At 64.1% G+C, this 21,286-nt stretch carries 17 protein-coding genes and 1 tRNA gene; 11 read left to right on the forward strand and 7 right to left on the reverse strand.

The genetic code is table 11. From position 1 onward, the window contains the following. The first annotated feature begins 58 nt into the window (after positions 1-58). Positions 59-1,219 carry a hypothetical protein gene (locus tag G4223_RS11170; RefSeq protein WP_163679337.1) on the forward strand — a complete coding sequence of 387 codons (1,161 nt, stop codon included), beginning with the start codon at positions 59-61 and terminating at the stop codon, positions 1,217-1,219. 135 nt (positions 1,220-1,354) lie between these two features. Here the strand turns inward: G4223_RS11170 and G4223_RS11175 are convergent, their stop codons facing one another. From G4223_RS11175 to G4223_RS11190, 4 genes are all read right to left on the reverse strand, one after another. Next, positions 1,355-3,112, reverse strand: coding sequence for a SpoIIE family protein phosphatase (locus G4223_RS11175; protein ID WP_163679339.1), 1,758 nt, complete (start codon positions 3,110-3,112; stop codon positions 1,355-1,357). Further along, positions 3,105-3,413: an STAS domain-containing protein gene (locus G4223_RS11180; RefSeq protein WP_163679342.1), complete on the reverse strand. Its 309-nt coding sequence runs from the start codon at positions 3,411-3,413 to the stop codon at positions 3,105-3,107. Before G4223_RS11180 ends, G4223_RS11175 begins: the two co-directional genes overlap by 8 nt. Before the next feature lie 10 nt (positions 3,414-3,423). Next, positions 3,424-5,436 carry a methyl-accepting chemotaxis protein gene (locus G4223_RS11185; RefSeq protein WP_163679345.1) on the reverse strand — a complete coding sequence of 671 codons (2,013 nt, stop codon included), beginning with the start codon at positions 5,434-5,436 and terminating at the stop codon, positions 3,424-3,426. A gap of 127 nt (positions 5,437-5,563) precedes the next feature. After that, on the reverse strand, positions 5,564-6,007 hold the full coding sequence (locus G4223_RS11190; protein WP_163679348.1) for a CBS domain-containing protein: 444 nt from the start codon (positions 6,005-6,007) through the stop codon (positions 5,564-5,566). A 273-nt stretch (positions 6,008-6,280) separates the two neighbouring features. On the opposite strand from G4223_RS11190, the gene G4223_RS11195 reads away from it, so the two are divergent. Further along, positions 6,281-7,066, forward strand: coding sequence for a hypothetical protein (locus G4223_RS11195; RefSeq protein WP_163679350.1), 786 nt, complete (start codon positions 6,281-6,283; stop codon positions 7,064-7,066). Positions 7,067-7,135: 69 nt separating this feature from the next. On the opposite strand, the gene greA is transcribed toward G4223_RS11195, so the two are convergent. The 3 genes from greA to carA form a co-directional block, all read right to left on the reverse strand. Continuing rightward, positions 7,136-7,609 (reverse strand): transcription elongation factor GreA, encoded by a 474-nt coding sequence (greA, locus tag G4223_RS11200; protein ID WP_163679352.1) that lies wholly within the window; start codon positions 7,607-7,609, stop codon positions 7,136-7,138. 188 nt (positions 7,610-7,797) lie between these two features. After that, positions 7,798-11,052, reverse strand: coding sequence for a carbamoyl-phosphate synthase large subunit (carB, locus tag G4223_RS11205; protein WP_163679354.1), 3,255 nt, complete (start codon positions 11,050-11,052; stop codon positions 7,798-7,800). Between the two features lie 135 nt (positions 11,053-11,187). Then, positions 11,188-12,372 (reverse strand): glutamine-hydrolyzing carbamoyl-phosphate synthase small subunit, encoded by a 1,185-nt coding sequence (gene carA / locus G4223_RS11210; RefSeq protein ID WP_163679357.1) that lies wholly within the window; start codon positions 12,370-12,372, stop codon positions 11,188-11,190. A gap of 313 nt (positions 12,373-12,685) precedes the next feature. Between carA and G4223_RS11215 the strand changes: the two genes are divergently transcribed. The 9 genes from G4223_RS11215 (at position 12,686) to G4223_RS11255 (ending at position 21,029) form a co-directional block, all read left to right on the forward strand. After that, positions 12,686-13,144 carry a GatB/YqeY domain-containing protein gene (locus G4223_RS11215; protein WP_163679359.1) on the forward strand — a complete coding sequence of 153 codons (459 nt, stop codon included), beginning with the start codon at positions 12,686-12,688 and terminating at the stop codon, positions 13,142-13,144. 26 nt (positions 13,145-13,170) lie between these two features. Further along, on the forward strand, positions 13,171-15,027 hold the full coding sequence (dnaG, locus tag G4223_RS11220) for a DNA primase (protein ID WP_163679362.1): 1,857 nt from the start codon (positions 13,171-13,173) through the stop codon (positions 15,025-15,027). Positions 15,028-15,131: 104 nt separating this feature from the next. After that, on the forward strand, positions 15,132-17,156 hold the full coding sequence (gene rpoD / locus G4223_RS11225; protein ID WP_163679366.1) for an RNA polymerase sigma factor RpoD: 2,025 nt from the start codon (positions 15,132-15,134) through the stop codon (positions 17,154-17,156). A 62-nt stretch (positions 17,157-17,218) separates the two neighbouring features. After that, positions 17,219-17,294 (forward strand) — tRNA-Ile (locus G4223_RS11230). A gap of 175 nt (positions 17,295-17,469) precedes the next feature. Further along, positions 17,470-18,369 carry a hypothetical protein gene (locus tag G4223_RS11235; RefSeq protein WP_163679369.1) on the forward strand — a complete coding sequence of 300 codons (900 nt, stop codon included), beginning with the start codon at positions 17,470-17,472 and terminating at the stop codon, positions 18,367-18,369. 67 nt (positions 18,370-18,436) lie between these two features. Beyond that, complete coding sequence (locus tag G4223_RS11240; protein ID WP_163679372.1) at positions 18,437-18,685, forward strand: hypothetical protein; 249 nt, start codon at positions 18,437-18,439, stop codon at positions 18,683-18,685. Further along, on the forward strand, positions 18,685-19,398 hold the full coding sequence (locus G4223_RS11245; RefSeq protein ID WP_163679374.1) for a hypothetical protein: 714 nt from the start codon (positions 18,685-18,687) through the stop codon (positions 19,396-19,398). Before G4223_RS11240 ends, G4223_RS11245 begins: the two co-directional genes overlap by 1 nt. Positions 19,399-19,456: 58 nt before the next feature. Next, positions 19,457-20,170 (forward strand): hypothetical protein, encoded by a 714-nt coding sequence (locus G4223_RS11250; protein WP_163679376.1) that lies wholly within the window; start codon positions 19,457-19,459, stop codon positions 20,168-20,170. Next, entirely contained in the window at positions 20,157-21,029 is an 873-nt protein-coding gene (locus G4223_RS11255) for a hypothetical protein (protein ID WP_163679379.1), read from the forward strand. The genes G4223_RS11250 and G4223_RS11255 overlap by 14 nt, the downstream gene beginning before the upstream one ends. The last annotated feature ends 257 nt before the right edge of the window (positions 21,030-21,286 follow it).

Here is a 21,286-nt window from a genome sequence, read left to right on the forward strand (position 1 = left end):
CATCTTGTTGCCTTTATGGTTAAAGCAGGAAAAGCCTGTGGTTGAAAGGGGATTGGCAGTGATCGAGCCGACGACGACGGACATCACCCCGGCCGCGCGCCCGAAGCGGCTGTGGGTCAAGGTTACCGTCGCCGCCGTGGCCGCCGCCTTATTGGCTGCGCTGACGCTCGTGTTGTGGCCCGGCCGCGCCTACCGCCCCGCCGCCCCGATGGTCAAGGTTTCCGAAACGGCCCCGTTGACCCCGGCCATGCGGCCGTTGCCGGCCCGCGACTGGGGAAAGGTCGAATCCCGCGTGGCCGAATTGCTGACCACCGCGCGCCTGCAACAGAGCATGGCCCTGCAAGAGCGGGTTTCCGCCTTTTCCTCGACCCTGCGCGGCCGGGTCGAACGTACCTTCCTGCCCTGGTACCTGTCGTTCGGTCGCCGCAAGCTGGAAGAACTCGGCGCCTACAACCTCTATGCCCGCGACCGCCTGACCGAATGGATGGGCGGCGGACGCCAGGAAAGCGCCCAGGTCAAGTTGATCACCACCTTCGAGGCGGAATTCGCCAAGCAGGTGCTTCGCCCCGACGAAACCCGCCACACCCTGCGCCGCATCGCCCAGGATGTGGCCGACGGCTACGCCAACCGCGTCGCCATCGGCTTGCGCGAGATTCAGAACGACGACGCCATTTCCTTCGCCGACTGGCAAACCTTCCTGGCCCGCCATCCGCCGCTGGTTTTCACCGACGCCCACGGACGGCGGCGGCAGGTGCCGCTGGCCGCGCTGGCCTCCCCCGACCCCAGTTGGGTCGAGATCGGCGACGCCATCGGCGACGCCGCAATCCAGCGTTTCGACCGTCTTCCCAGCATCATCGACCTGACCGCCCTGGTGGATTCCGACGGCCGCAGCATTTTCTCGGCCGGCGAGAACGCCGCCATCTATTTCGGCTCCTACCTGCTGTATTGGGCGGTGCTGATCATCCTGCTGCGGACCGGGGTGATCCCGTTCAGCATCTTCAGTTTCCTGCTTGGCTGGATCTTGTGGGAAATCTTCGCCTGGGGCAGTTGGATCGGCATCGAATATTTCGACTTCGAGCAGACCCGAGCCCGTCTGGCCCCGGTCATCGAGACGCGCACCGACGCCTATCTCGGCCATTTCACCGCGTCCATCGCCGATTCCGGGCCGATGGGGCCGCTACAGGTTCTTTATCATCTGGAGCGAAAGCCGCAGCCCTGAACGCAGGGCGCGACGGATTATACCGGCGAGCCACTGAAATTTGCCCCTCGCCGGGCGAGCGCATCCGCGCTCTTGGCCGCGGCCGCAATGGCCGCATAATACCGGCGAACAGCCTTCTGCAAGTCAGATCAAGCGTTAATCCGCCATCCGGCAGCATACCGCCGTCAGGTCGTCGCGCAAGGGCCGCGCGACAGTGGCCAGGAACGGCGCCAGGATCGCGTCCACGTCCACCTGCCCCGCCCTGGCGGAAACCACCTCGGCCACCAGATCCGCCACGCCGCCCTGGCCCAGCTTCTTTCCGGTTTCGGACGGCGATTCGGGCAAGGCGTCGGACGCCAGGAACAACACGCTTCCCGGCGGCAGATCCAGACTGCGCTCGACATAAAGCGCCGAACGGGCCACCCCCAGGGGCAAGCCGGAACCGTCGCCGGGAACCGCCGGCTGTCCGGGAATCGCCACCACCGGCCGTGGAGCGGCGGCGGCGGCATAGGTGAAACGCCGTTCGCGCACGTCAACGACGCCATAGAGCATGGTCGCGTATTGTCCCTTGGGCAAAAGCCCGATCAGCCGCTGGTTCAACTCGCTCAGGAATACCGCCGGCCGGTCGCGGTCCTCGGTGGTGTGTTCCAACAGCGTGTGAAGACGGAAGGTATTGAGTGCCGCCGTGACGCCATGCCCCGAGAAATCGGCCAGCCACAGAATGAAGCGATGGTCATCGAGCGGGTCCAGCCCCCAGATGTCGCCGCCCAGGCTGCACGATGTCTCGAAAAAACCGGTGACGTGCACACCATAGCGTCGGGCCAGCCAAGCCAGTTCCGCCTGGGGGGGCAACAACTCGGCCTGCATGGAGCGGGCCACCGCCATTTCGTCGTTGGCCGCCGCCGGAGCGGCACCGGCCAGAGCGGCAACGGCAGCGGAGCGAGGCGCCTCTTCGGCCACCGACAACGCGCCACATGGCTGCCCGGCAAGATCACCGTCACCGACCCGGATGACGCAAGTCACCTGGTTGCCCGGATCCTGGTATTCCAGGGAATCGAAGGACAATTGCCGGGCCATGGCGATGCCGCGCCCATGCACGGCGAAGGCCCTGGCCTGATCCAGTTCCATGTAACGGCGCCAATCGAACCCCTTGCCTTCGTCGCGCACGGTGATGCGCACTTCACAGGCCAGACGGCGGAAGGTCACGGTGACCCGCTTGTCACGGTTCTGGGGGGCGTCCAACAGGGCGTCCACCTGTTTGCGCCAGCGTTTCTCGGCCAGCAATTGGGCCTTTTCCTCGAAGGTGATGCCCAGATTGCCGTGTTCGATGGCGTTGGTGAAGATTTCCGACAGCCCCACCACCAGATGGGAGGAACGGGGACAGGCGCGGGCCAGGGACACCGCCAGATTGTTCGCTTCCGCCAACGTGCGGAACCGGAAAACCCCCTCGTCCATCAGGATGATGGCGGTGGTGCGGCGCGCCACGTCGTCACGCAGGCGCAGGAACCGCTGGTGTTCCTCGATGGCGGCGGCGGTGACCGACAGCAAAAGCTTGCGGTCCAGCGGCTTGGCCAAATAGTAGTAAACGCCGGCCTTGATGCCCTCGACCACGTCCTCGGCCGAGGCCTGGGCGGTCTGCATGATCACCGGAATATGGCGAAGCCGGTCGTCGCCCTTGAGCTTGGCCAGCAATTCCATGCCGTCCATGCGCGGCATGCGGCGGTCCAGCAAGATGACGTCGAAATCATCGGGGGCGGCGTTCGCCGTCAGCCACGCCTGTTGCCCATCCTCGGCCGCGACCGTCTCGTAACCGGCGGCGCGCAAATTGGCGATCACCACCTCGCGGTTCATGCGCTCGTCGTCGACCACCAGGCAACGGATGGGCCGTGACTTCTGAGCGCCCGAATCAGCCATGTTCGATCTTGAACAGCGTGTCGAAGCAGGCCAGCACCAAAAGCTCGCGGACTTCCGAACGCGGCCGGCGCAACACCACGTCGGCGCCGACCCGTTCGGCACGGTCGCGCAAGGTCAGCAACATGCCAAGACCGGCGGAATCCATGTAATCCAGCGCCGAAAGATCGACCGCGACGACACGGCGCTGACGGGCCAGAAGCTTGTCGATGACGTTGTCGAACACCTCGCGGTCGGCGAAGGTCAACTGGTCGCGCAACATCAAGGTGGGACCGGTCTCGTCGTCGGTTATCTCGTACTTCACGTCATCCCCCTCAGGCCTTGGCGCCACGCGCGGCCAGGAATTCCTCGAGACGGGCCGACTGGGCCTCGTCCAGGTCGAAGCGCACATGGGTGTTCTGATCGGTCACCGCCACCACCGATCCGCGCCATGTGCCCAAGGTGGGCAATTCGGCGTCGAATTCCACACCCCGTGCCGCCTCGAGCGGCCGGTCCAGAACGCCGGTGCCGATCAGAGCGATTTCCTGCAACAGGCAGGGACGCTTTTCGTCGTTGATGTGCACGGTGGCGGCGATGTTGACCGTATGGCGGTGGTTATTGTGGCGGTTTTCGTCGGAACTGGCCCGAACGATATGGTCGATAGCCGCTTTCATGGTACCCAGGCGTTCGCGGACGCTGGTGGCGGAGCCGCGTACTTCATGCGCCTTTTCGCCGGTTTCATCGGTGGAACGCGACACCTCGGCGATTTCGGCCGCAGCCTGCTGCGTGCCGCCAGCCGCCGTCTGGGCGGCGTGGGCGATTTCCTGGGTGGCGGAATTCTGTTGGTCCACCGAGCGTTTGATGTCGTCGGAAATGGTGGCGATCTGTTCGATGGTGCCGACAATGCCGCGAATGGCGGTGACCGCGTCATGCGTCGCCGCCTGGATCGAGGTGATCTGTCCGCCGATCTGTTCGGTGGCCTTGGCGGTCTGGTTGGCCAGCCCCTTGACCTCATTGGCGACCACCGCGAAGCCCTTGCCGGCCTCGCCGGCACGGGCCGCCTCGATGGTGGCGTTCAAGGCCAGAAGGTTGGTCTGGCCGGCGATGTTGTTGATCAGGCTGACCACCTCGCCCACGCTTTCGGCCGCCTTGGCCAATCCCTGGACGATGTCGCTGACCTTTTCCGCCTCTTTCTCGGCCTCGCCGGCGATGCGGGTGCTGGCACCGACCTGCCGGCTGATCTCCTGGACGCTGGAGGCCATCTGTTCGGCGGCGGCAGCCACCGAATCGACGCTGCCATTGGCCGATTCGGCCGCCGAGGCGGCGGCCTGGCTGCGCTCGCGCACATGTTCGACGGCGTTTTCCATGGCTCCGGCCGCGGCCAGCATGGTGTCGGCCTGGCCCATCACCGAACCGATGGCACCCGACACTTCCTCGTCGATAGCGTTGGTCAGCGCCAAAATCTCGGATTGCAGCTTGCGACGGTTGCGGCGGTGTTCGGTTTCCTGCTGGGCGGCGGCCTGACGCACCTTGTGGGCGTTCTCGCGGAACACCTCGACCGCGCTGGCCATGCGCCCGATCTCGTCGGTCCGACCGATTCCCGGCACCTGCACCGACAGGTCGCCTTCGGCCATGCGGGCAGTGGCATCGGTCATGCGGGCCAGCGGCTTGACCATCTGGCGGTCCATCAGCAACAGGGTGATGACCACCAACGCCAGCGACAGCAGAGCAGAACTGCCCTGGATGATGGCCTGGCGCTGCACCAGGGCTTCCAGCCCTTCGCGCGCCTCCAGCAATTGGGTGGCGCTTTCCGCCACGGCGATCTGTTCCGCCTCGACCAGGGTTTCGGTCAGCGATTGCAGGCCGGCGGCGCTGGCTTCGAAATCGGCCTTGAGCTCGTGCCCCTGAGGGGCGCCCTGTTCGACATAGGCCCGCGCCATGACGATCCCGGCTTCGTAATAGGTGTCGAACGCCAGCTTGACCCCCTCCAGGGCCCGCATGGAATCCTCCAGCGCCAAGCCTTCCGCCAGGGAATAGGCGGTGGACTGGTGGTGTTCGAAGCTTTCCGCGATGTCCTGAGCTTCCGCCAAACCGCTTTCCAGCCGTTCGGGCGTCCGCACCGCAGCCACGTCGGTCAGGATTCCTTGGACGCGGGCCACGTCAAGCTGAATGTTCTTGATCAGCTCGATCAGCGGGATGTGTTCCTGGGCCACCACCTCGGACACATGGGCCATGTCACCGGTCAGCCGGAACTGTTTCAACGCCACCAATCCGTTGACCGCCAGACTGGCAAGGCTGGTGACGAGGATGAGGGCGAAGGCAATAAAAAATTTTCGGCGGATCGTCATCGATCACCCCTGATGTCAGCCGGGGCGAATCTTGACCCTTTCCGCGCTTTTGCGCAACTCCTCGGCAATTGATTTCGATCAGGTTTTGCACTTTTGCCGGGGCGGCCGTGACACCACCCCGGCGACTTCAGCGGGCGGCCACCACGTAGTGGCGCAAATTGTCCACTTCCATGTCCACCTGATCCAGACGGCTTTTGACCACGTCGCCGATGGTGACGATGCCGCAAAGACGGCCGTCGCCGTCCACCACGGGCAAGTGACGGATTCGCCGTGACGTCATGGTCTGCATCAGGCTCTCCACCGTATCGTCCTCGGTGCAGGTCAGCACCGTCGCCGTCATCAGGCCTCGTACCGGGCCCGACAGACAGACGGCTCCCCCTTGCCCGACACCCCGAACGATATCACGCTCGGACAGGATGCCGGCCAGCCGACCGTCCGCCTCGACCGCCACCAAGGCACCGATCCTGTGCTCGGCAAGAATGCGCGCAGCCTGGGCCACGTCGGAATCGGGCGAGATGGTCACCACGCCGGCACCCCGCGCCTTGGCCTTGAGAATGGTTTTGACCAGCATGTCGTCTTCCTCCACTCGGTCTTCGGGGAGGGGGCGAGCCCCCGCCTCGCTCCTTTGAGATAAGGGGAACCGCAAAGGCAACTTCAAGGACAACGACCGATCGGCATAGGCGGCACACCCCACGACGAACCACTGTAAACATATGATAAACACCGTATTTTTCCGGCTCCTTGTGCAAGAGGCTCTTGAAATCCATCTATCGAAAGTAAGAGAATGGACGACGCGCAGAAGCGCGTAGAGGCTTTCGGCTTACTGACAAGAAGGGTCACGGCCATGGTCGACGAGGTTGCACCAGCCGCACGGGCGCATTCCGCGGGACTTGCCCAACAGGAACGCCAGTTGGCCGAACGGCCGACGATCGCAGAAATCTACATGCGGGCCATGACCGATGCGGTGACGCTGTCGGCGCAGGCCCGTCAGGTCATGCAACAGATCGACAGCCGCCAGACGGTGGCGGAAGCGTGGTTGCAGCACCTGACCGACCCACCCGACCTGACGGCAGGCCAGACCCAGGGCACCACCAACGGCGAAGGCAGCGAACAGCGCGCCGCCGAGATTCAGGCCGCCATGCGCCAAAGCCTGAACCGCGCCACCTCGAACCTGTCGTGGTTGTTCGACGCCATGAGCCCGCCCAAGGTGGACATCGACGAGGTCGCCCGCGCCCTGGCAAAGCGCATGGCCGCCGACAATGTCGGCGTCAGGCCGCCCAAGGACCAAGTGGTCGCCGAGGCCGAGCAAGCCGGCAAGAGTGCCGTCATGTATGTGGAAAACCTGAGCGTCACCACCGGCCAGGGCACCACCACCGCCAACGTCGATCGCGTCACCTTGACCACCGTCGACCCGTCGCTGCTTCAAGGCACCGCCGAAGGCGAGCGCCCGTTGGTTCTGGACGTCGGCGGCGAGGCCAAGAAAATCCCCGAATCCATGCTGTTGCCCGGCGAACGCAAAGCCAAGGAAGCCGCCGAACCACAGGCCCTGGTGGTGGTGCGTCAGGGTGGCAGCACGCTGCCCGAGGGAACGCTGCACGTCAAACTGGACCTGCTGGTGCCCATCGGCTGACGGCCGGCGAAACGCGAAAGGCGGGCTCCACACGGGACCCGCCTTTTTCATGCGCGCGGACCTGCCGGCTCAGCCGAACTTGACGTCCACCACTTCATAGGATTTGGAACCGCCCGGCGTGGTGACCTCGACGGTGTCGCCGATATGCTTGCCGATCAGGGCGCGGGCCAGCGGCGAATGCACGCTCATGCGGCCCGCCTTGATGTCGGCCTCATGGGCGCCGACGATGGTGTAGACCACTTCGTCGTCGGAATCCTCGTCGGCCAGGGTGACGGTGGCGCCGAAGCGCACCTGATCGCCCGAAAGCTGACTGGCGTCGATGACCTGGGCCCGCGAGATGATGTCCTCAAGCTCGGCCACCCGGCCTTCGATGAAGGACTGACGCTCACGCGCGGCGTGATATTCGGCGTTTTCCGAAAGGTCACCATGCTCGCGCGCTTCGGCGATGGCCTTGATGACCGCCGGCCGTTCGACCGACTTCAAATTCCGCAATTCCTCCTCCAGCTGAGCCAAGCCCGCCGGAGTCATCGGGATCTTTTCCATACCTCGAAAGCCCCAACCGTTTGAAGCGGAAGGCCGCGTCGGTAGCGCCGACGCGGCCCCTTCCCCCCCCGCATCGCGGCTGGGGAATTGGCCTGCGACAGGCAAATTCCCCAGCCGCGATGCGGCATTGAAGAACAGCGGCCCGCTTGTCCGCGGGTGCCGTCTGAACGGCACCCACAGGCAGGACGCTAGAAAGAACCCTTAAAATACGATTGCAACGGCGCAACATCAAGCGCGCCGCGTTTCAACGCCTCGATGGCGTCCACGGCGGCACCCGCGCCGGCCACGGTCGTATAATGCGGGATGTTGTATTGCAGGGCGGACCGGCGGATCGAGAACGAATCCTTGACCGCCTGGCTGCCCTCGGTGGTGTTGACCACCAGTTGGATCTGGCCGTTGGTCAAGGCGTCCACGCAATGGGGACGTCCTTCCAACACCTTGTTGACCACGGTGACCTCGTCCACGCCGCCTTCGCGCAGGGTGCGGGCGGTGCCCTCGGTGGCCATGACGCCGAAGCCCATGGTGCGCAGGCGCTTGGCCAACGGCACCATGGCCGCCTTGTCGCCCTCGCGCACCGAGATGAACACGGTGCCCTGGGTCGGCAGGGTGCAACCGGCCCCAAGCTGGCTCTTGGCGAAAGCCATGGCGAAAGACTTGTCCAGGCCCATCACCTCGCCGGTGGACTTCATTTCCGGGCCCAGGATGATATCGACGCCGGGGAAGCGGGCGAAGGGGAACACCGCCTCCTTCACCGCCACATGGTCGAACACCGGCTTTTGGATGTTGAAGCTGGCCAGCGTCTCGCCGGCCATGACACGGGCGGCGATCTTGGCGATCGGAATGCCAGTGGCCTTGGCGACGAAGGGCACGGTGCGCGAAGCGCGCGGATTGACTTCCAGGATGTAGATCACCCCGTCCTGCACCGCGTATTGCACGTTCATCAGGCCGCGCACGTTCAGCGCCTTGGCCAACAGCACCGTCTGGCGCTCCAGTTCGGCGATGGTGACGTCGTCCAAGGAATAGGGCGGCAGCGAGCAGGCCGAGTCACCCGAATGGATGCCCGCCTCCTCGATGTGCTGCATGATGCCGGCGACATAAACGTCGGTGCCGTCGGCCAGGGCGTCCACGTCCACCTCGATGGCGTTCTTGAGGTAGAAGTCGATCAGCACCGGGTCGTCACCCGACACCACCACCGCTTCCTTCATGTAGCGTTCCAGCGCCTCGTGGTCATAGACGATCTGCATGGCGCGGCCCCCCAGCACGAAGCTGGGACGGATGACCACCGGATAGCCGATGCGGTCAGCCACCGCCTTGGCCTCCTCCAGCGAACGGGCGGTGCCGTTCGGCGGCTGCTTGAGGCCCAGATCGTGCAGCAACTTCTGGAAGCGCTCGCGGTCCTCGGCCAGGTCGATGCTGTCGGGGCTGGTGCCCAGGATCGGAATCCCGGCCTGTTCCAGCGCATTGGCCAGCTTCAGCGGCGTCTGGCCGCCGAACTGGACGATACAGCCCAGCACCTTGCCCTTGCTCTGTTCACGGCGCACCAGTTCGACCACCGTCTCGCCGGTCAGCGGCTCGAAATACAGCCGGTCCGAGGTGTCGTAGTCGGTGGAGACGGTTTCCGGGTTGCAGTTGACCATGATGGTCTCTTTGCCGGCGTCGTCCAGGGCGTATGCCGCGTGCACGCAGCAATAGTCGAACTCGATGCCCTGGCCGATGCGGTTGGGACCGCCGCCCAGGATCACCACCTTCTCGCGGTCGGAAGGATCGGATTCGCACTCGGCCGGATTGACGCCATCGCCTTCGTAGCACGAATACATGTAGGCGGTGCTGGACGGAAACTCGGCGGCGCAGGTGTCGATGCGCTTGAACACCGGCTTGACGTTCAGCACCTCGCGGCGGAACGCGGTTTCGGTCAAGGTCTTGCCCGACAATTGCGACAGGCGCTGATCCGAGAAACCCATCTTCTTGAGCCGCAGCATGCCGGGCGCGTCGATGGGCAGGCCCTTGGCGCGAACCTCCTCCTCGGCGTCGACGATGGCCTTGATCTGCTCCAGGAACCACTTGTCGAAGGCGCAGGCGTTGTGGATCTCGTCCACGGTCAGGCCAAGGCGGAAGGCCTGGGCCACCACCAGCAGGCGGTCATGGCGCGGAATGGCCAACTGCTTCTTGACCGCGTCCTTGCGGTCGGCGGCCGAGGCGCCGGGGATTTCCACTTCATTGAGGCCGGTCAGGCCGGTCTCCATGCTCCGCAGGCCCTTTTGCAGGCTTTCCTGGAAGGTACGGCCGATGGCCATGGCCTCGCCCACCGACTTCATGGAAGTGGTCAGGTTCGGGTCGGCGCCGGGGAACTTCTCGAAGGTGAAGCGCGGAATCTTGGTGACCACGTAATCGATGGTCGGCTCGAACGACGCCGGCGTGACACCGGTGATGTCGTTGGCCAACTCGTCCAGGGTGTAGCCGACGGCCAGCTTGGCCGCCACCTTGGCGATGGGGAAGCCGGTCGCCTTGGACGCCAGGGCCGAGGACCGCGACACGCGCGGATTCATCTCGATCACGGTCATGCGGCCGGTCTTGGGATTGACCGCGAACTGGACGTTGGAACCGCCGGTATCGACGCCGATCTCGCGCAGCACCGCCAGGCTGGCGTTGCGCATGATCTGGTATTCCTTGTCGGTCAGGGTCAGCGCCGGGGCGACGGTGATCGAGTCGCCGGTGTGCACGCCCATGGGATCGACGTTCTCGATCGAGCAGATGATGATGCAGTTGTCCTTCTTGTCGCGGACAACCTCCATCTCGTACTCTTTCCAGCCCAGCACCGATTCCTCGACCAGCACCTCGTGCACGGGCGATGCCGCCAGGCCGCCCGAGACGATGGTCTCGTATTCCTCGATGTTGTAGGCGATGCCGCCGCCGGTGCCCGCCAGGGTGAAGCTGGGGCGGATGATCACCGGCAGGCCGACGAAGTCCAGCGCCTCGCGCGCTTCCTGAAGGGTGCGCACCACCTTGGACTTGGGGCTTTCCAGCCCGATCTTGTCCATGGCGTCGCGGAACAGCAGCCGGTCCTCGGCCTTGGCGATCACGTCGCGCTTGGCGGCGATCATCTCGACGCCGAACTTCTCCAGCACGCCATCGTCGGCCAGCTTCATGGCGGTGTTCAGCGCCGTCTGGCCGCCCATGGTCGGCAACAGGGCGTCGGGACGCTCCTTCTCGATGATCTTGGCGACCACGTCCGGCGTGATCGGCTCGATGTAGGTGGCGTCCGCCAGGCCCGGATCGGTCATGATGGTCGCGGGGTTCGAGTTGACCAGGATGACCCGATAGCCCTCCTCCTTCAGCGCCTTGCACGCCTGCACGCCCGAATAATCGAACTCGCAGGCCTGGCCGATGACGATCGGACCGGCACCGATGATGAGGATGGATTTGATATCTGTACGTTTGGGCATGGCGGCGGCTTCTTCCCGAGGAATTCTTCAATCAGACACGGATCGACACGGATAAACACGGATGAGAATTGAGACTTTCCCGTTCATCCGTGTTTATCCGCGTCCATCCGTGTCACTCAAATCAAACGGCGCGTCCTATTTCGACGCCTCGATCAACTCCACGAACCGGTGGAACAGGTAATGGCTGTCCATGGGGCCGGGGCTGGCTTCCGGGTGGTACTGCACCGAGAAAGCCGGCTTGTCCTTGGACTTGATACCCTCGACCGACTTGTCGAACAAAGACCGGTGGGTCACCTCGACATCGGCCGGCAGGGACGATTCATCCACCACGAAACCGTGGTTCTGGCTGGTGATCTCGACCTTGCCGGTGGCCAGATCCTTGACCGGATGGTTGGCGCCACGGTGGCCGGTGTCCATCTTGAAGGTCTTGGCGCCCAGCGCCAGCGACAGCATCTGATGGCCCAGGCAGATGCCGAACAGCGGCGTTCCCGCCTTCAGCACGCCCCGGATCATGGGCACGGCGTATTCGCCGGTGGCGGCCGGATCGCCGGGGCCGTTGGACAGGAACACGCCGTCGGGCTGATGGCGCAGCACGTCCTCGGCGGTGGCGGTGGCCGGCAGAACGGTCACCTTGCAGCCGGCCGAAGCCAGACAGCGCAGGATATTGCGCTTGGCGCCGTAATCGATGGCGACCACGTGGTGTTTGGGCTCGGACTGCTTGCCGTAGCCTTCGGCCAACGTCCACTCGGTCTCGTCCCAGCCGTATTGCTGACGGCAGGTCACATCCTTGGCGAGGTCCATGCCCTCGAGCCCAGGCCAGCCGGCGGCCATCTTCCAGGCGGCCCGAAGGTCGACGTTGCCGTCGGGGGCATGTACCACCACGCCGTTGGGGGCGCCCTGGTCACGGATGCGGCGAGTCAGCGCGCGGGTGTCGATCCCGGCCAGACCGACCATGCCATAGGATTTCAGCCACTCGTCCAGATGCTTGGCGGCACGCCAGTTGGCGGGGTCGGTGACGTCGGCGCGCACGATCAGGCCGCGCGCGGCGGGGGTCACCGTCTCGATGTCCTCGAGGTTGGTGCCGACGTTGCCAATGTGCGGGAACGTGAAGGTGATGATCTGACCGGCGTAGGAGGGATCGGTCAGCGTCTCCTGATAGCCGGTCATCGAGGTGTTGAACACCACCTCGCCCACCGACATGCCCGCCGCACCGATGCCCTTGCCCCACAGCACGGTGCCATCGGCCAGCACCAGGGCGGCGGTGGCGCCGGGGGGACGCGGGAGGTCGAGGGCCGGCTCCGTCGAGTGCTCTTGCGGCATGTCAGTCCTTTTTATTAGCGCACCCGGGCGGGCGGGTGCGGTGAGAAGATAGCACCAGGCCGCACACGGGCGCGAGGACTCGCTTTCAGGGGGCGACGTCCTCCGGCGGGACCCATCCGGGTCCGGGTGGCGGCAGGTAAATTTCCGGCCTTCTATAGAAATCCCGCCGCCCTGTCAAGCCCCGCCGGCATTTTAGCAAAAGCTTTGTTTTTCAAGGCACTATACTGCAAGAGAGTCTTTGCCTTTGACTGTGTTTTCCGCTAGCCTGGGCGCTTTCCCGTGGGGGAATTGACGCGCACACCGGGGAGGCCCCATGCTGCGCCCGCAGCTTAACGAAAAGTTGAAAACCGCCATGCTGGCCAAAGACGCCCGCATGGTTTCCACCATTCGTCTGATCTTGGCCGCGCTCAAGGACCGCGACATCGCCGCGCGCACGCGCGGCGTCATGGACGGCATCAGCGACGACGAAATCCTGTCCATGCTGCAAAGCATGATCAAACAGCGTCGCGAATCCATCTCCCTTTACGAACAGGGTGGCCGGCTGGAGCTGGCGCAGCAGGAACAGGACGAAATCTCGATCATCGAGACCTTCCTGCCGCAGCAGATGAGCGAGGCCGAAACGCTGGAAGCGGTGCGCGCGGCGATCGCCGAGATCGGCGCCGGCGGCATCAAGGACATGGGCAAGGTCATGGCGGCGCTGAAAGAGCGTTTCGCCGGCCGCATGGACTTCACCAAGGCCAGCGCGGCGACCAAGAAGGAGTTGGGGGCCTGACCCCCGCTTTGGGCTAGGCGCCGGCCATGGCGTTTCCGCCCGAATTCCTGGACGAGCTTCGCGCCCGCGTCAGCTTGCCCGGCATCATTTCGCGCCGGGTCAAGCTGACCAAGCGCGGCCGGGAATATTCCGGGCTGTGCCCGTTCCACAACGAAAAAAGCCCCAGCTTCACCGTCAACGAAGACAAGGGCTTCTTCCACTGCTTCGGCTGCGGCGCGCACGGCGACGCCATCAGCTTCGAAATGCGGGCCAACCATCTTGGCTTCACCGAAGCGGTGGAGAAGCTGGCCCAGGAACTGGGCCTCGAGGTTCCCAAGGCCAGCCCGGAGGAACGCCGGCGCGAGGCCCAGCGCGCCTCCCTGCACGACGCCATGGAGGCGGCCTGCCGCTTTTACGAGGCCCAACTGCGCTCGACCACCGGGCGCGAGGGGCTGGCATATCTGCGCGGACGCGGCCTGTCGGAAGAGACCATCGCCCGCTTCCGCCTGGGCTGGGCCCCCGACTCGCGCGAGGCCACCAAGAAAGCCATCATGAGCGAGGCCTGCCCGGAAAGCCTGTTGCTGGAGGCTGGCCTGCTCAAGAAGCCGGAAGGCGGCGGCGCCAGCTTCGACTTCTTCCGTGGCCGGGTCACCTTTCCCGTCACCGACCGGCGCGGCCGGGTGGTGGCGTTCGGCGCCCGCACGCTGGGCGACGGCCAACCCAAATACCTGAACTCGCCCGATACGCCGCTGTTCCACAAGGGCTCCATGCTCTATGGCTTGGCCCATGCTCGCGAGACCGCGCGAGACCGCAACCTGGCGCTGGCGGTCGAAGGCTACATGGACGTCATCGCGCTGCATCAGGCCGGCTTCACCTATGCGGTGGCGCCATTGGGCACGGCCTTGACCGAAGGACAGATCGAGGAATTGTGGCGCCTCGCCGACGAACCCGTCCTGTGCTTCGACGGCGACGCCGCCGGCCAACGGGCCATGACGCGGGCCGCCGAACGCGGCCTGCCCATCCTGAAGCCGGGAAAGTCGCTGCGTTTCGCCACCCTGCCCCATCCCGAGGACCCGGATTCGCTGATCAAGGCCAAGGGGCCCGAGGCCATGCAGGCCGTCCTGAACGCCGCCCGGCCATTGTTCGACGTGGTCTGGGAACTGTCGACCCGCGAGCGGCAGCTCGACACCCCCGAACGCCGCGCCGCCCTTGAACAGGAGCTCAAGGACAAAGCCTTCGCCATCACCGACGAAACGGTTCGCTATCAATATCTGTCGGCTTTCCGCGAACGCATGAGGACGGCGTTCCGGCCGCAATGGCAACCCCGCTCGCAAGGCGGCGGCTTTGGCGGCGGCAAGCGCCTTGAAATCAGACGCCGCCCTGGCGACCCGCCCTTGCGCGCCCCCGACGGACGCCTGCCCGGCGCCGGCCGGCCGCTGCCGCCCGCCTCGCCACGGGTGCGTCAGGAGCGGTTGTTGCTGACCCTTCTGGTGGTGCATCCACCCTTGGTGGAAAACGTGGCCGAACGGTTGGGGGAAACCACTTTCACCGATTCCGAGCTTGACAAGCTGAGACGCGGGATTCTAAAGCACCTCGATATTGCCCGCGACCTTGACTCGCCGTCATTGCAGGGCCATCTAAGGTCGGACGGGCACACCCAAGTGCTGGACTCATTGCTGGATGCGAATGCATATAAGATCGCCCGGCCCGATGCGATCCACGAGGCCAGAACACTTTGGGACCATATTTTCACTCTTTACACCCGTAAGGAAATCCAAACCGACGTGGCACACGCCGTCGAGAGCTTCGCGCGGGACCCGTCGGAAGCGAACTTCAATTACCTCGCGGCCTTGCTGAGCAGCCGCGGGAAACGACTGAACCAGGACGACGGGCGCGACCCCTGACGGGAGACGCCGCGTTTTCTTTTTTGGACCAAGGGCGGTCGGAACCACGTTCCAGGGGGGAACGCGGCGCCGGCCCAGGCAAGTATCCCAGGAGCGGTGGTTTAATGGCGACCAAATCCCAGAACACGGCGGAAGTGAACGAGAGCCAGGACGAGAATCTGGACGGTCCGCTGCTCGATACCCTTGGCGTCGCCGTCAAGAAGATGGTGGCCCGTGGCCGCGAGCGCGGCTACGTCACCTATGACGAGTTGAACGCGGCGCTGCCGCCCGACGAAGTGTCGTCCGAGCAGATCGAAGACACCATGGCCATGCTGAGCGAGCTTGGGGTCAACGTGGTGGAAAGCGAGGAAGGCGAGGAAGCCGCCCCGGCCGAGGCCGAAGGCGAGGAGGAGGCCGAAGGCTATTCCGCCAGCGGCAACGTCGACGAAGAGGATCTGGGCCGCACCGACGACCCCGTGCGCATGTACCTGCGCGAGATGGGATCGGTCGAGTTGCTGAGCCGCGAGGGCGAAATCGCCATCGCCAAGCGTATCGAAGCCGGCCGCGAGATGATGATCGGCGGTATCTGCGAAAGCCCGCTGACCATCCGCGCCGTGGTCGATTGGCACGACGCCCTGCAACAGGGCCGCATGCTGTTGCGCGACATCATCGACCTGGACGCCACCTACGGCAACGGCCCCGGCGCCGACATGACAGAGGAAGACCTGGAGCGCGAGGTCGCCGGCGACGACGTCGAACCCAAGGTCAAGGAAGGCGCCGAGGAAGGCGAGGAAGCCGAGGAACCCGAAGGCGCCGAGGGCGAGGAAGGTGCCGAAGGCGAGGGTGAGGGTGAGGGCGAAGGCGAAGGAGACGGCGAGGAAGCCGGCATCTCGCTGGCGGCCATGGAAGCGGCGCTGATGCCGCAGGTGCTGGAAACCTTCGAAGCCATCGCCGCCACCCATTCCAAGATGGAAAAGGCGCTGAAGGACCGCCTGGCCATCCTGTCCAAGGGCGAGACCGTCAGCCCGGCGGCGGAAAAGAAATACGCCAAGCTGCGTGACGAGATGATCCGCCTGATGGACGGCGTGCACCTCAACAACGCCCGCATCGAGCAGTTGGTCGAACAGATGAACGGCCTCAACAAGCGTCTGATGATGCTTGAAGGCCGCTTGCTGCGTCTGGCCGAATCGTGCCGCGTCAAGCGCCAGGACTTCCTGGACAGCTATTTCGGCAACGAACTCGATCCCAAGTGGATCGAGGTGGTCGGCGTCAAGACCAAGCAGTGGAAGGACTTCGCCGAGAAGCACGGCCGCGAGATCGGCGACATCCGTGCCAAGATCGCCATCGTCTCGGGCGAATCCGGCTTGCCGATCTCTGAATTCCGCCGCATCGTCCAGACCGTGCAGCGGGGCGAGCGCGAGGCCAGCAAGGCCAAGAAGGAGATGATCGAGGCCAACCTGCGTCTGGTGATCTCGATCGCCAAGAAGTACACCAACCGCGGCCTTCAGTTCCTCGACCTGATCCAGGAAGGCAACATCGGCCTGATGAAGGCGGTGGACAAGTTCGAATACCGCCGCGGCTACAAGTTCTCGACCTACGCCACCTGGTGGATCCGTCAGGCCATCACGCGCTCGATCGCCGACCAGGCGCGCACCATCCGCATTCCGGTGCACATGATCGAGACCATCAACAAGCTGGTCCGCACCTCGCGCCAGATGCTGCACGAGATCGGCCGCGAGCCGACCCCGGAAGAATTGGCGGAAAAGCTTTCCATGCCGCTCGAGAAGGTGCGCAAGGTTCTGAAGATCGCCAAGGAACCGATCTCGCTGGAAACCCCCATCGGCGACGAGGAAGACAGCCACCTCGGCGACTTCATCGAGGACAAGAACGCGGTGCTGCCGCTGGATGCCGCCATCCAGGCCAACCTGCGCGAGACCACGACGCGGGTGCTGGCCAGCCTGACGCCGCGTGAGGAACGGGTGCTGCGCATGCGTTTCGGCATCGGCATGAACACCGACCACACCTTGGAAGAGGTCGGCCAGCAATTCAGCGTGACCCGCGAACGTATTCGCCAGATCGAGGCCAAGGCGCTCAGGAAGCTCAAGCATCCGTCGCGTTCACGCAAGCTGCGCAGCTTCCTCGACACCTAGACGCAATTGCGCTATCAAAAGCCCCCGCCCGTGTTGCGAGCGGGGGCTTTTCGTCTTCGGTGGGGCCTGTAGCTCAATGGTTAGAGCCGGCCGCTCATAACGGCTTGGTTGGGGGTTCGAGTCCCTCCGGGCCCACCAATTTTTTCAATGAGTTAGCGCGCAGTGCTGCTTGGGGCGAACCCGGCTGTAAGTGAGCTGTAAGTGCAGCGTTGCTCCGCGAACCCTTGCGGAGCGCGGCGAAGCGGGCTGTATCCACACGCAGAACCTCGGCAGAATGGTCATGACGCCACATGACCGCGCTGGAGGAAGACCGATGCCTGCCCACCACCGGGAGCCCGTTGACATTCCGATGCCTGACGCCTTCATCAAGGCGGCCAGCACCATAAAGGCGGAGATGCTTGCCGAGAAGCCGCACGCTTTCCTGTTCGACCACCGTGAGCAGCGGGCGGGCGTCATTGACCGGCTGCTGCAATCCACGGAGGTGGCGTTTCATGCGGAGAAGGCCCTGCGGCTCACCGGAGGACTGGAGGTTCTCTGTACCCTGGCAGAGGCGGCGATGCATTTGCCGGAAAATTTGGCGACCACCGATGCCCGCCCCCCTTCCGAAAAGCGTCAATACCTCGAAGCTCTCCAAAACCAAGTCAACGGCATTATCGTCTTGCTCGATCAGGACCGGCCATGTGGATCGGAACTGGAGATCAGCAAGCCGACCTCTGGGCAATGGCCGCCCCACCCATTCTACCGTGATAGCCTGCTGGAGGGCCTCGTTACGGAACCGTTCCGACTGGGCCGCCACCTGGAATTCACCGGGCGCGGCGGAGCGACATGCGCAGAGGCCAAGGCGAGATTACCCCTGTCCCGCCTGCATCGTCTGCTGGGCTTGGTCGAAAAGTCACTTGCCCGAGCCATCCCCGCTACGGAAGCAGAGACGAACCTGAATAAGGGTAATGGGGCGCTCCGGATCGCGATCTATGCCCTGAACGATTCCCTCGGCAAGCATACCGCTCTGTTTGCGCAAAACCCACGCCGCGTGAGCCGAAACGGACTCATTGCCGCCTTCATCAAGGCAGCCTGCCCAGACCAGTTTGCCTTCAATGCCATGCCCCTGACCCAGAAGGAAGTAAGCGACATCCTCAAGGACCGAGAGCGCCGTGAAGGCACAAGTCAATCGGCGAAACGGGCGCAAAAGGAGAAATCTGGGCCGATATCTTAGCCTTCAGGGGTGGCGGATGCTTTCCCCCGACCGGTCCCGAACCGGTTTGAACAGAAGGAAAGCATCCATGACCAAGCCCCTGACCAGTCCGGTCGCATTGATGGTCAAATCCTCGGCCGTCATCGGCATCGCCGGATCGTCTACCATCAGTCAGTTCTGCACCCGCCACAACGTCGGCCGCACCACGTACTTCAAGCTGCGCAAGGATGGGCACGGCCCCACGGAACTGCGCTACGGTCGCCTCGTTCGCATCACGGCGGAAGCCGAACGCGAATGGATGGACCGCATGCAGACGCCGACGATGGAGGTGCTGTGATGAACATGCAGCCCGCGTCCTCCACCCCGCCCTGGCTTTCTCTGGCCTCGGACGTCTTGCGTCCTCAATGGATGTATCGGGAACATCCGCAACTCCAGGAAATCCAGAACGATCTGGACGGCCGCGTCTCCCTGTCTGTCCAGGGCAGCTTGGAGCGTTGCATTTCCCGCTTTGCCAACAATGTGTGTCGTCTCGCGGGAGATGGTCCGGTCTACAGTGGCTGGATCACGCCCTATCATCCTTATCGCTTTCCGGAACTGACCCAGACGACGTTCCTGCGCCTTCGCAAGCAGGTCAATCCTCATTTGGCCCGCCTGATGGTCCTCCCTGGCGTCAAAGGGGTGGCGGGACATTTCTTGCCCCATTACCTGTCCTGCTACGACGCTTGGCTCTGTCTGGCGCATATCGTGATCTTCGGCAATGCGGTCTTGGAAGATTTGTCCCAAGCTGTTTCTGCCCGGACAAGCAGTCGGTTGAAGGTTCAGCATCCCAATTCTTATGGGTTCGAGACTGACACTCGTTTCCCGAGGGGGCACATTTCCGGCTCTTGCTCAGCGCGTTGGGCGTCTCTTCACCTTCGTTACCATGTGGATCAGTCGGCTGCCGACCCGACCCAGTTGGGTCGCTTCGTAGCGGGCCTTCGCGAAAGCGACCTTCTGATCCTGCGCGGCATCCACCAGATGCCGGGCGGTCGTCTGGCGTTCAAGAACTGACATGACGGCGGGGGCACCGCGCCCCGCCCATCCCCACCATCAGCATCTGGAGACTGTCATGACCCATCATGACCGTGACGGGGGCGGCTTGCCCCCTGAGAGCGACCGCGAAAGGCGGCGCCTGAAGCGTTTGGCCGAGCAAATGTCCGAGGTAGAACAGGACGCCGACGCCGTTCTCAATGCCTGCCACAAGACTCGTCAAAACGCCCGGAAGGCAGAAAAGCTGTTCCGGGCCGGTGTCTACGACAATCTGGTCAATGTCTTTCGTCTGCTCTGCCTGGCTCAGATCAATCCGGCAATTTGCAAGGAGGCCAATCGACGTGCGAAGCGTTTGGGCATCCGCCGGACGAAGGCCACCTCGACGGCGCTGTTCTTCGTCAAGGTGTTCAGCCACAAGGCCATCAACCCCGGCACAGCGGACCTGTACGCTGCTGCGTTGCGTGGCGCGGCCCTGCTTTCCATCCCGCCCGACAAGCTGCTTGCGAGGCTGAAGGAGAAGGGCGGCATAACCGCCCTGGCCAAGTATTTCCGCGAAAGCACTCGCCCTCAACCCGCAGAGGAAAGTCCCCCGGAGGATATGGGCGGGTTCAAGCCGGTCGATCCCCTGCTGACGCTCTTCTGGACGAAAAGCGCCCAGAAGGTCTGGCGGAAGGCCGCCAGGAAGCAGCTTCGGGTCAAGCTGACCGTCATCCCCGACGAGAATGGTGGTGGCCGCATCCTCAAGGCCCGCCTGCATTCCAGCCGAAAGGAGCGGGCCGATGAACAGCGATGAGCTACGCCATCACCTTCGTCCCCGGCTTGGCGGCCCCCTGCCCAAGGATCGCCGGCTGGATCACTCCGCCGTTGCCGACTTACCCCTCCGGTACCGGCGGGCCTACCAGCGGGTGGAACGCGGCATCCTGCACGCCTGCATGGCCAAGGGTGCCGCACCCCAATGGCAGGCTCTGGCCTTGAAGGTGGCCAGTTGCACGCCCCGCCGACCGTGCAGGGAGACCGCGATCTGCTGGTGGTGCAAGACCAGGATGGGGTTGGCGGAGGCCGAGGCGATGATCGACCATTTCCCATCCTCTACCCGCCGAAAGACGATCAGCGTCATCACCATCATCCTGGCCGTCGTTCCCCTCGACGAGGTGGACGAGGCCCGCAGCAAAATCAAAGCCTTCCGCCGCTACTGGCGGCGCCTGTGCCGGGCCTGGCCCGGTTGCCGATGGCGCGGCCGGGTGGAACTGGACCTGCTGACCGGACACCCCAAGCAGGAACTCGGACTGTACGCCCGCAAGACCTTGCTGGTTTTTGGCTATCACCCGGAGGAAAGCGCCCCCTCCATCGGCATTCACGCCCATGTGGTCCTGCATCATCCCGGCATCAGCCGAAGCCGTGTCGCCGGGTACCTGTCGATGGTCTATTCAGCATTCCGACAGGTGATGGTCACCGGGACGAGGGAGACCCAGGAACTGCCGGAGGCGCTGGCCCGGTGCGGCAGCTATGCCGTCAAGGCCCGCCCGCCGACCTTCGCCCTGGCCGGGCGCGGTTCGCGCACCTGCCGTCCCCGGCACCCTCAAACCATTCTTTCCCATGTCGATCTGCACCGACGTTTCCATCCCGATGATCTGCTGATCGAGGGGGAATGATACGGCCTTTGTCTTCGGCTGAACGCCTATGGCGGCTCTGCTGTCGCTACGCTGTACAACTGATCGTATCTTGCCGTCAATCAGGCCCGGAATCTGTGTTCCGGGCCTGATTTTCGTCGTCTCCGGCTCAGAATCGATGATTCCAGTTTTTCATTAATTGAATAGTTGCACCGGATTCCGAAGCGCCAAGTCAGAGGCATGACGGCTGAGGTCCGGGCCATCGAGAATTCGCTGCAATTTGACATTTGCCACACCCT

Source organism: Magnetospirillum aberrantis SpK, from assembly GCF_011022235.1.
In the GTDB taxonomy this organism is placed as follows: domain Bacteria; phylum Pseudomonadota; class Alphaproteobacteria; order Rhodospirillales; family Magnetospirillaceae; genus Magnetospirillum; species Magnetospirillum aberrantis.

Excerpts from the sequence above, each read along its gene's own strand:
- G4223_RS11175 (WP_163679339.1), bottom strand. The coding sequence starts at position 3,112 with ATGGCTGATTCGGGCGCTCAGAAGTCACGGCCCATCCGTTGCCTGGTG.
- G4223_RS11185 (WP_163679345.1), bottom strand. The coding sequence starts at position 5,436 with ATGACGATCCGCCGAAAATTTTTTATTGCCTTCGCCCTCATCCTCGTC.
- G4223_RS11190 (WP_163679348.1), bottom strand. The coding sequence starts at position 6,007 with ATGCTGGTCAAAACCATTCTCAAGGCCAAGGCGCGGGGTGCCGGCGTG.
- G4223_RS11195 (WP_163679350.1), top strand. The coding sequence starts at position 6,281 with ATGGTCGACGAGGTTGCACCAGCCGCACGGGCGCATTCCGCGGGACTT.
- greA (WP_163679352.1), bottom strand. The coding sequence starts at position 7,609 with ATGGAAAAGATCCCGATGACTCCGGCGGGCTTGGCTCAGCTGGAGGAG.
- carB (WP_163679354.1), bottom strand. The coding sequence starts at position 11,052 with ATGCCCAAACGTACAGATATCAAATCCATCCTCATCATCGGTGCCGGT.
- carA (WP_163679357.1), bottom strand. The coding sequence starts at position 12,372 with ATGCCGCAAGAGCACTCGACGGAGCCGGCCCTCGACCTCCCGCGTCCC.
- G4223_RS11215 (WP_163679359.1), top strand. The coding sequence starts at position 12,686 with ATGCTGCGCCCGCAGCTTAACGAAAAGTTGAAAACCGCCATGCTGGCC.
- dnaG (WP_163679362.1), top strand. The coding sequence starts at position 13,171 with ATGGCGTTTCCGCCCGAATTCCTGGACGAGCTTCGCGCCCGCGTCAGC.
- rpoD (WP_163679366.1), top strand. The coding sequence starts at position 15,132 with ATGGCGACCAAATCCCAGAACACGGCGGAAGTGAACGAGAGCCAGGAC.
- G4223_RS11235 (WP_163679369.1), top strand. The coding sequence starts at position 17,470 with ATGCCTGCCCACCACCGGGAGCCCGTTGACATTCCGATGCCTGACGCC.
- G4223_RS11240 (WP_163679372.1), top strand. The coding sequence starts at position 18,437 with ATGACCAAGCCCCTGACCAGTCCGGTCGCATTGATGGTCAAATCCTCG.
- G4223_RS11245 (WP_163679374.1), top strand. The coding sequence starts at position 18,685 with ATGAACATGCAGCCCGCGTCCTCCACCCCGCCCTGGCTTTCTCTGGCC.
- G4223_RS11250 (WP_163679376.1), top strand. The coding sequence starts at position 19,457 with ATGACCCATCATGACCGTGACGGGGGCGGCTTGCCCCCTGAGAGCGAC.
- G4223_RS11255 (WP_163679379.1), top strand. The coding sequence starts at position 20,157 with ATGAACAGCGATGAGCTACGCCATCACCTTCGTCCCCGGCTTGGCGGC.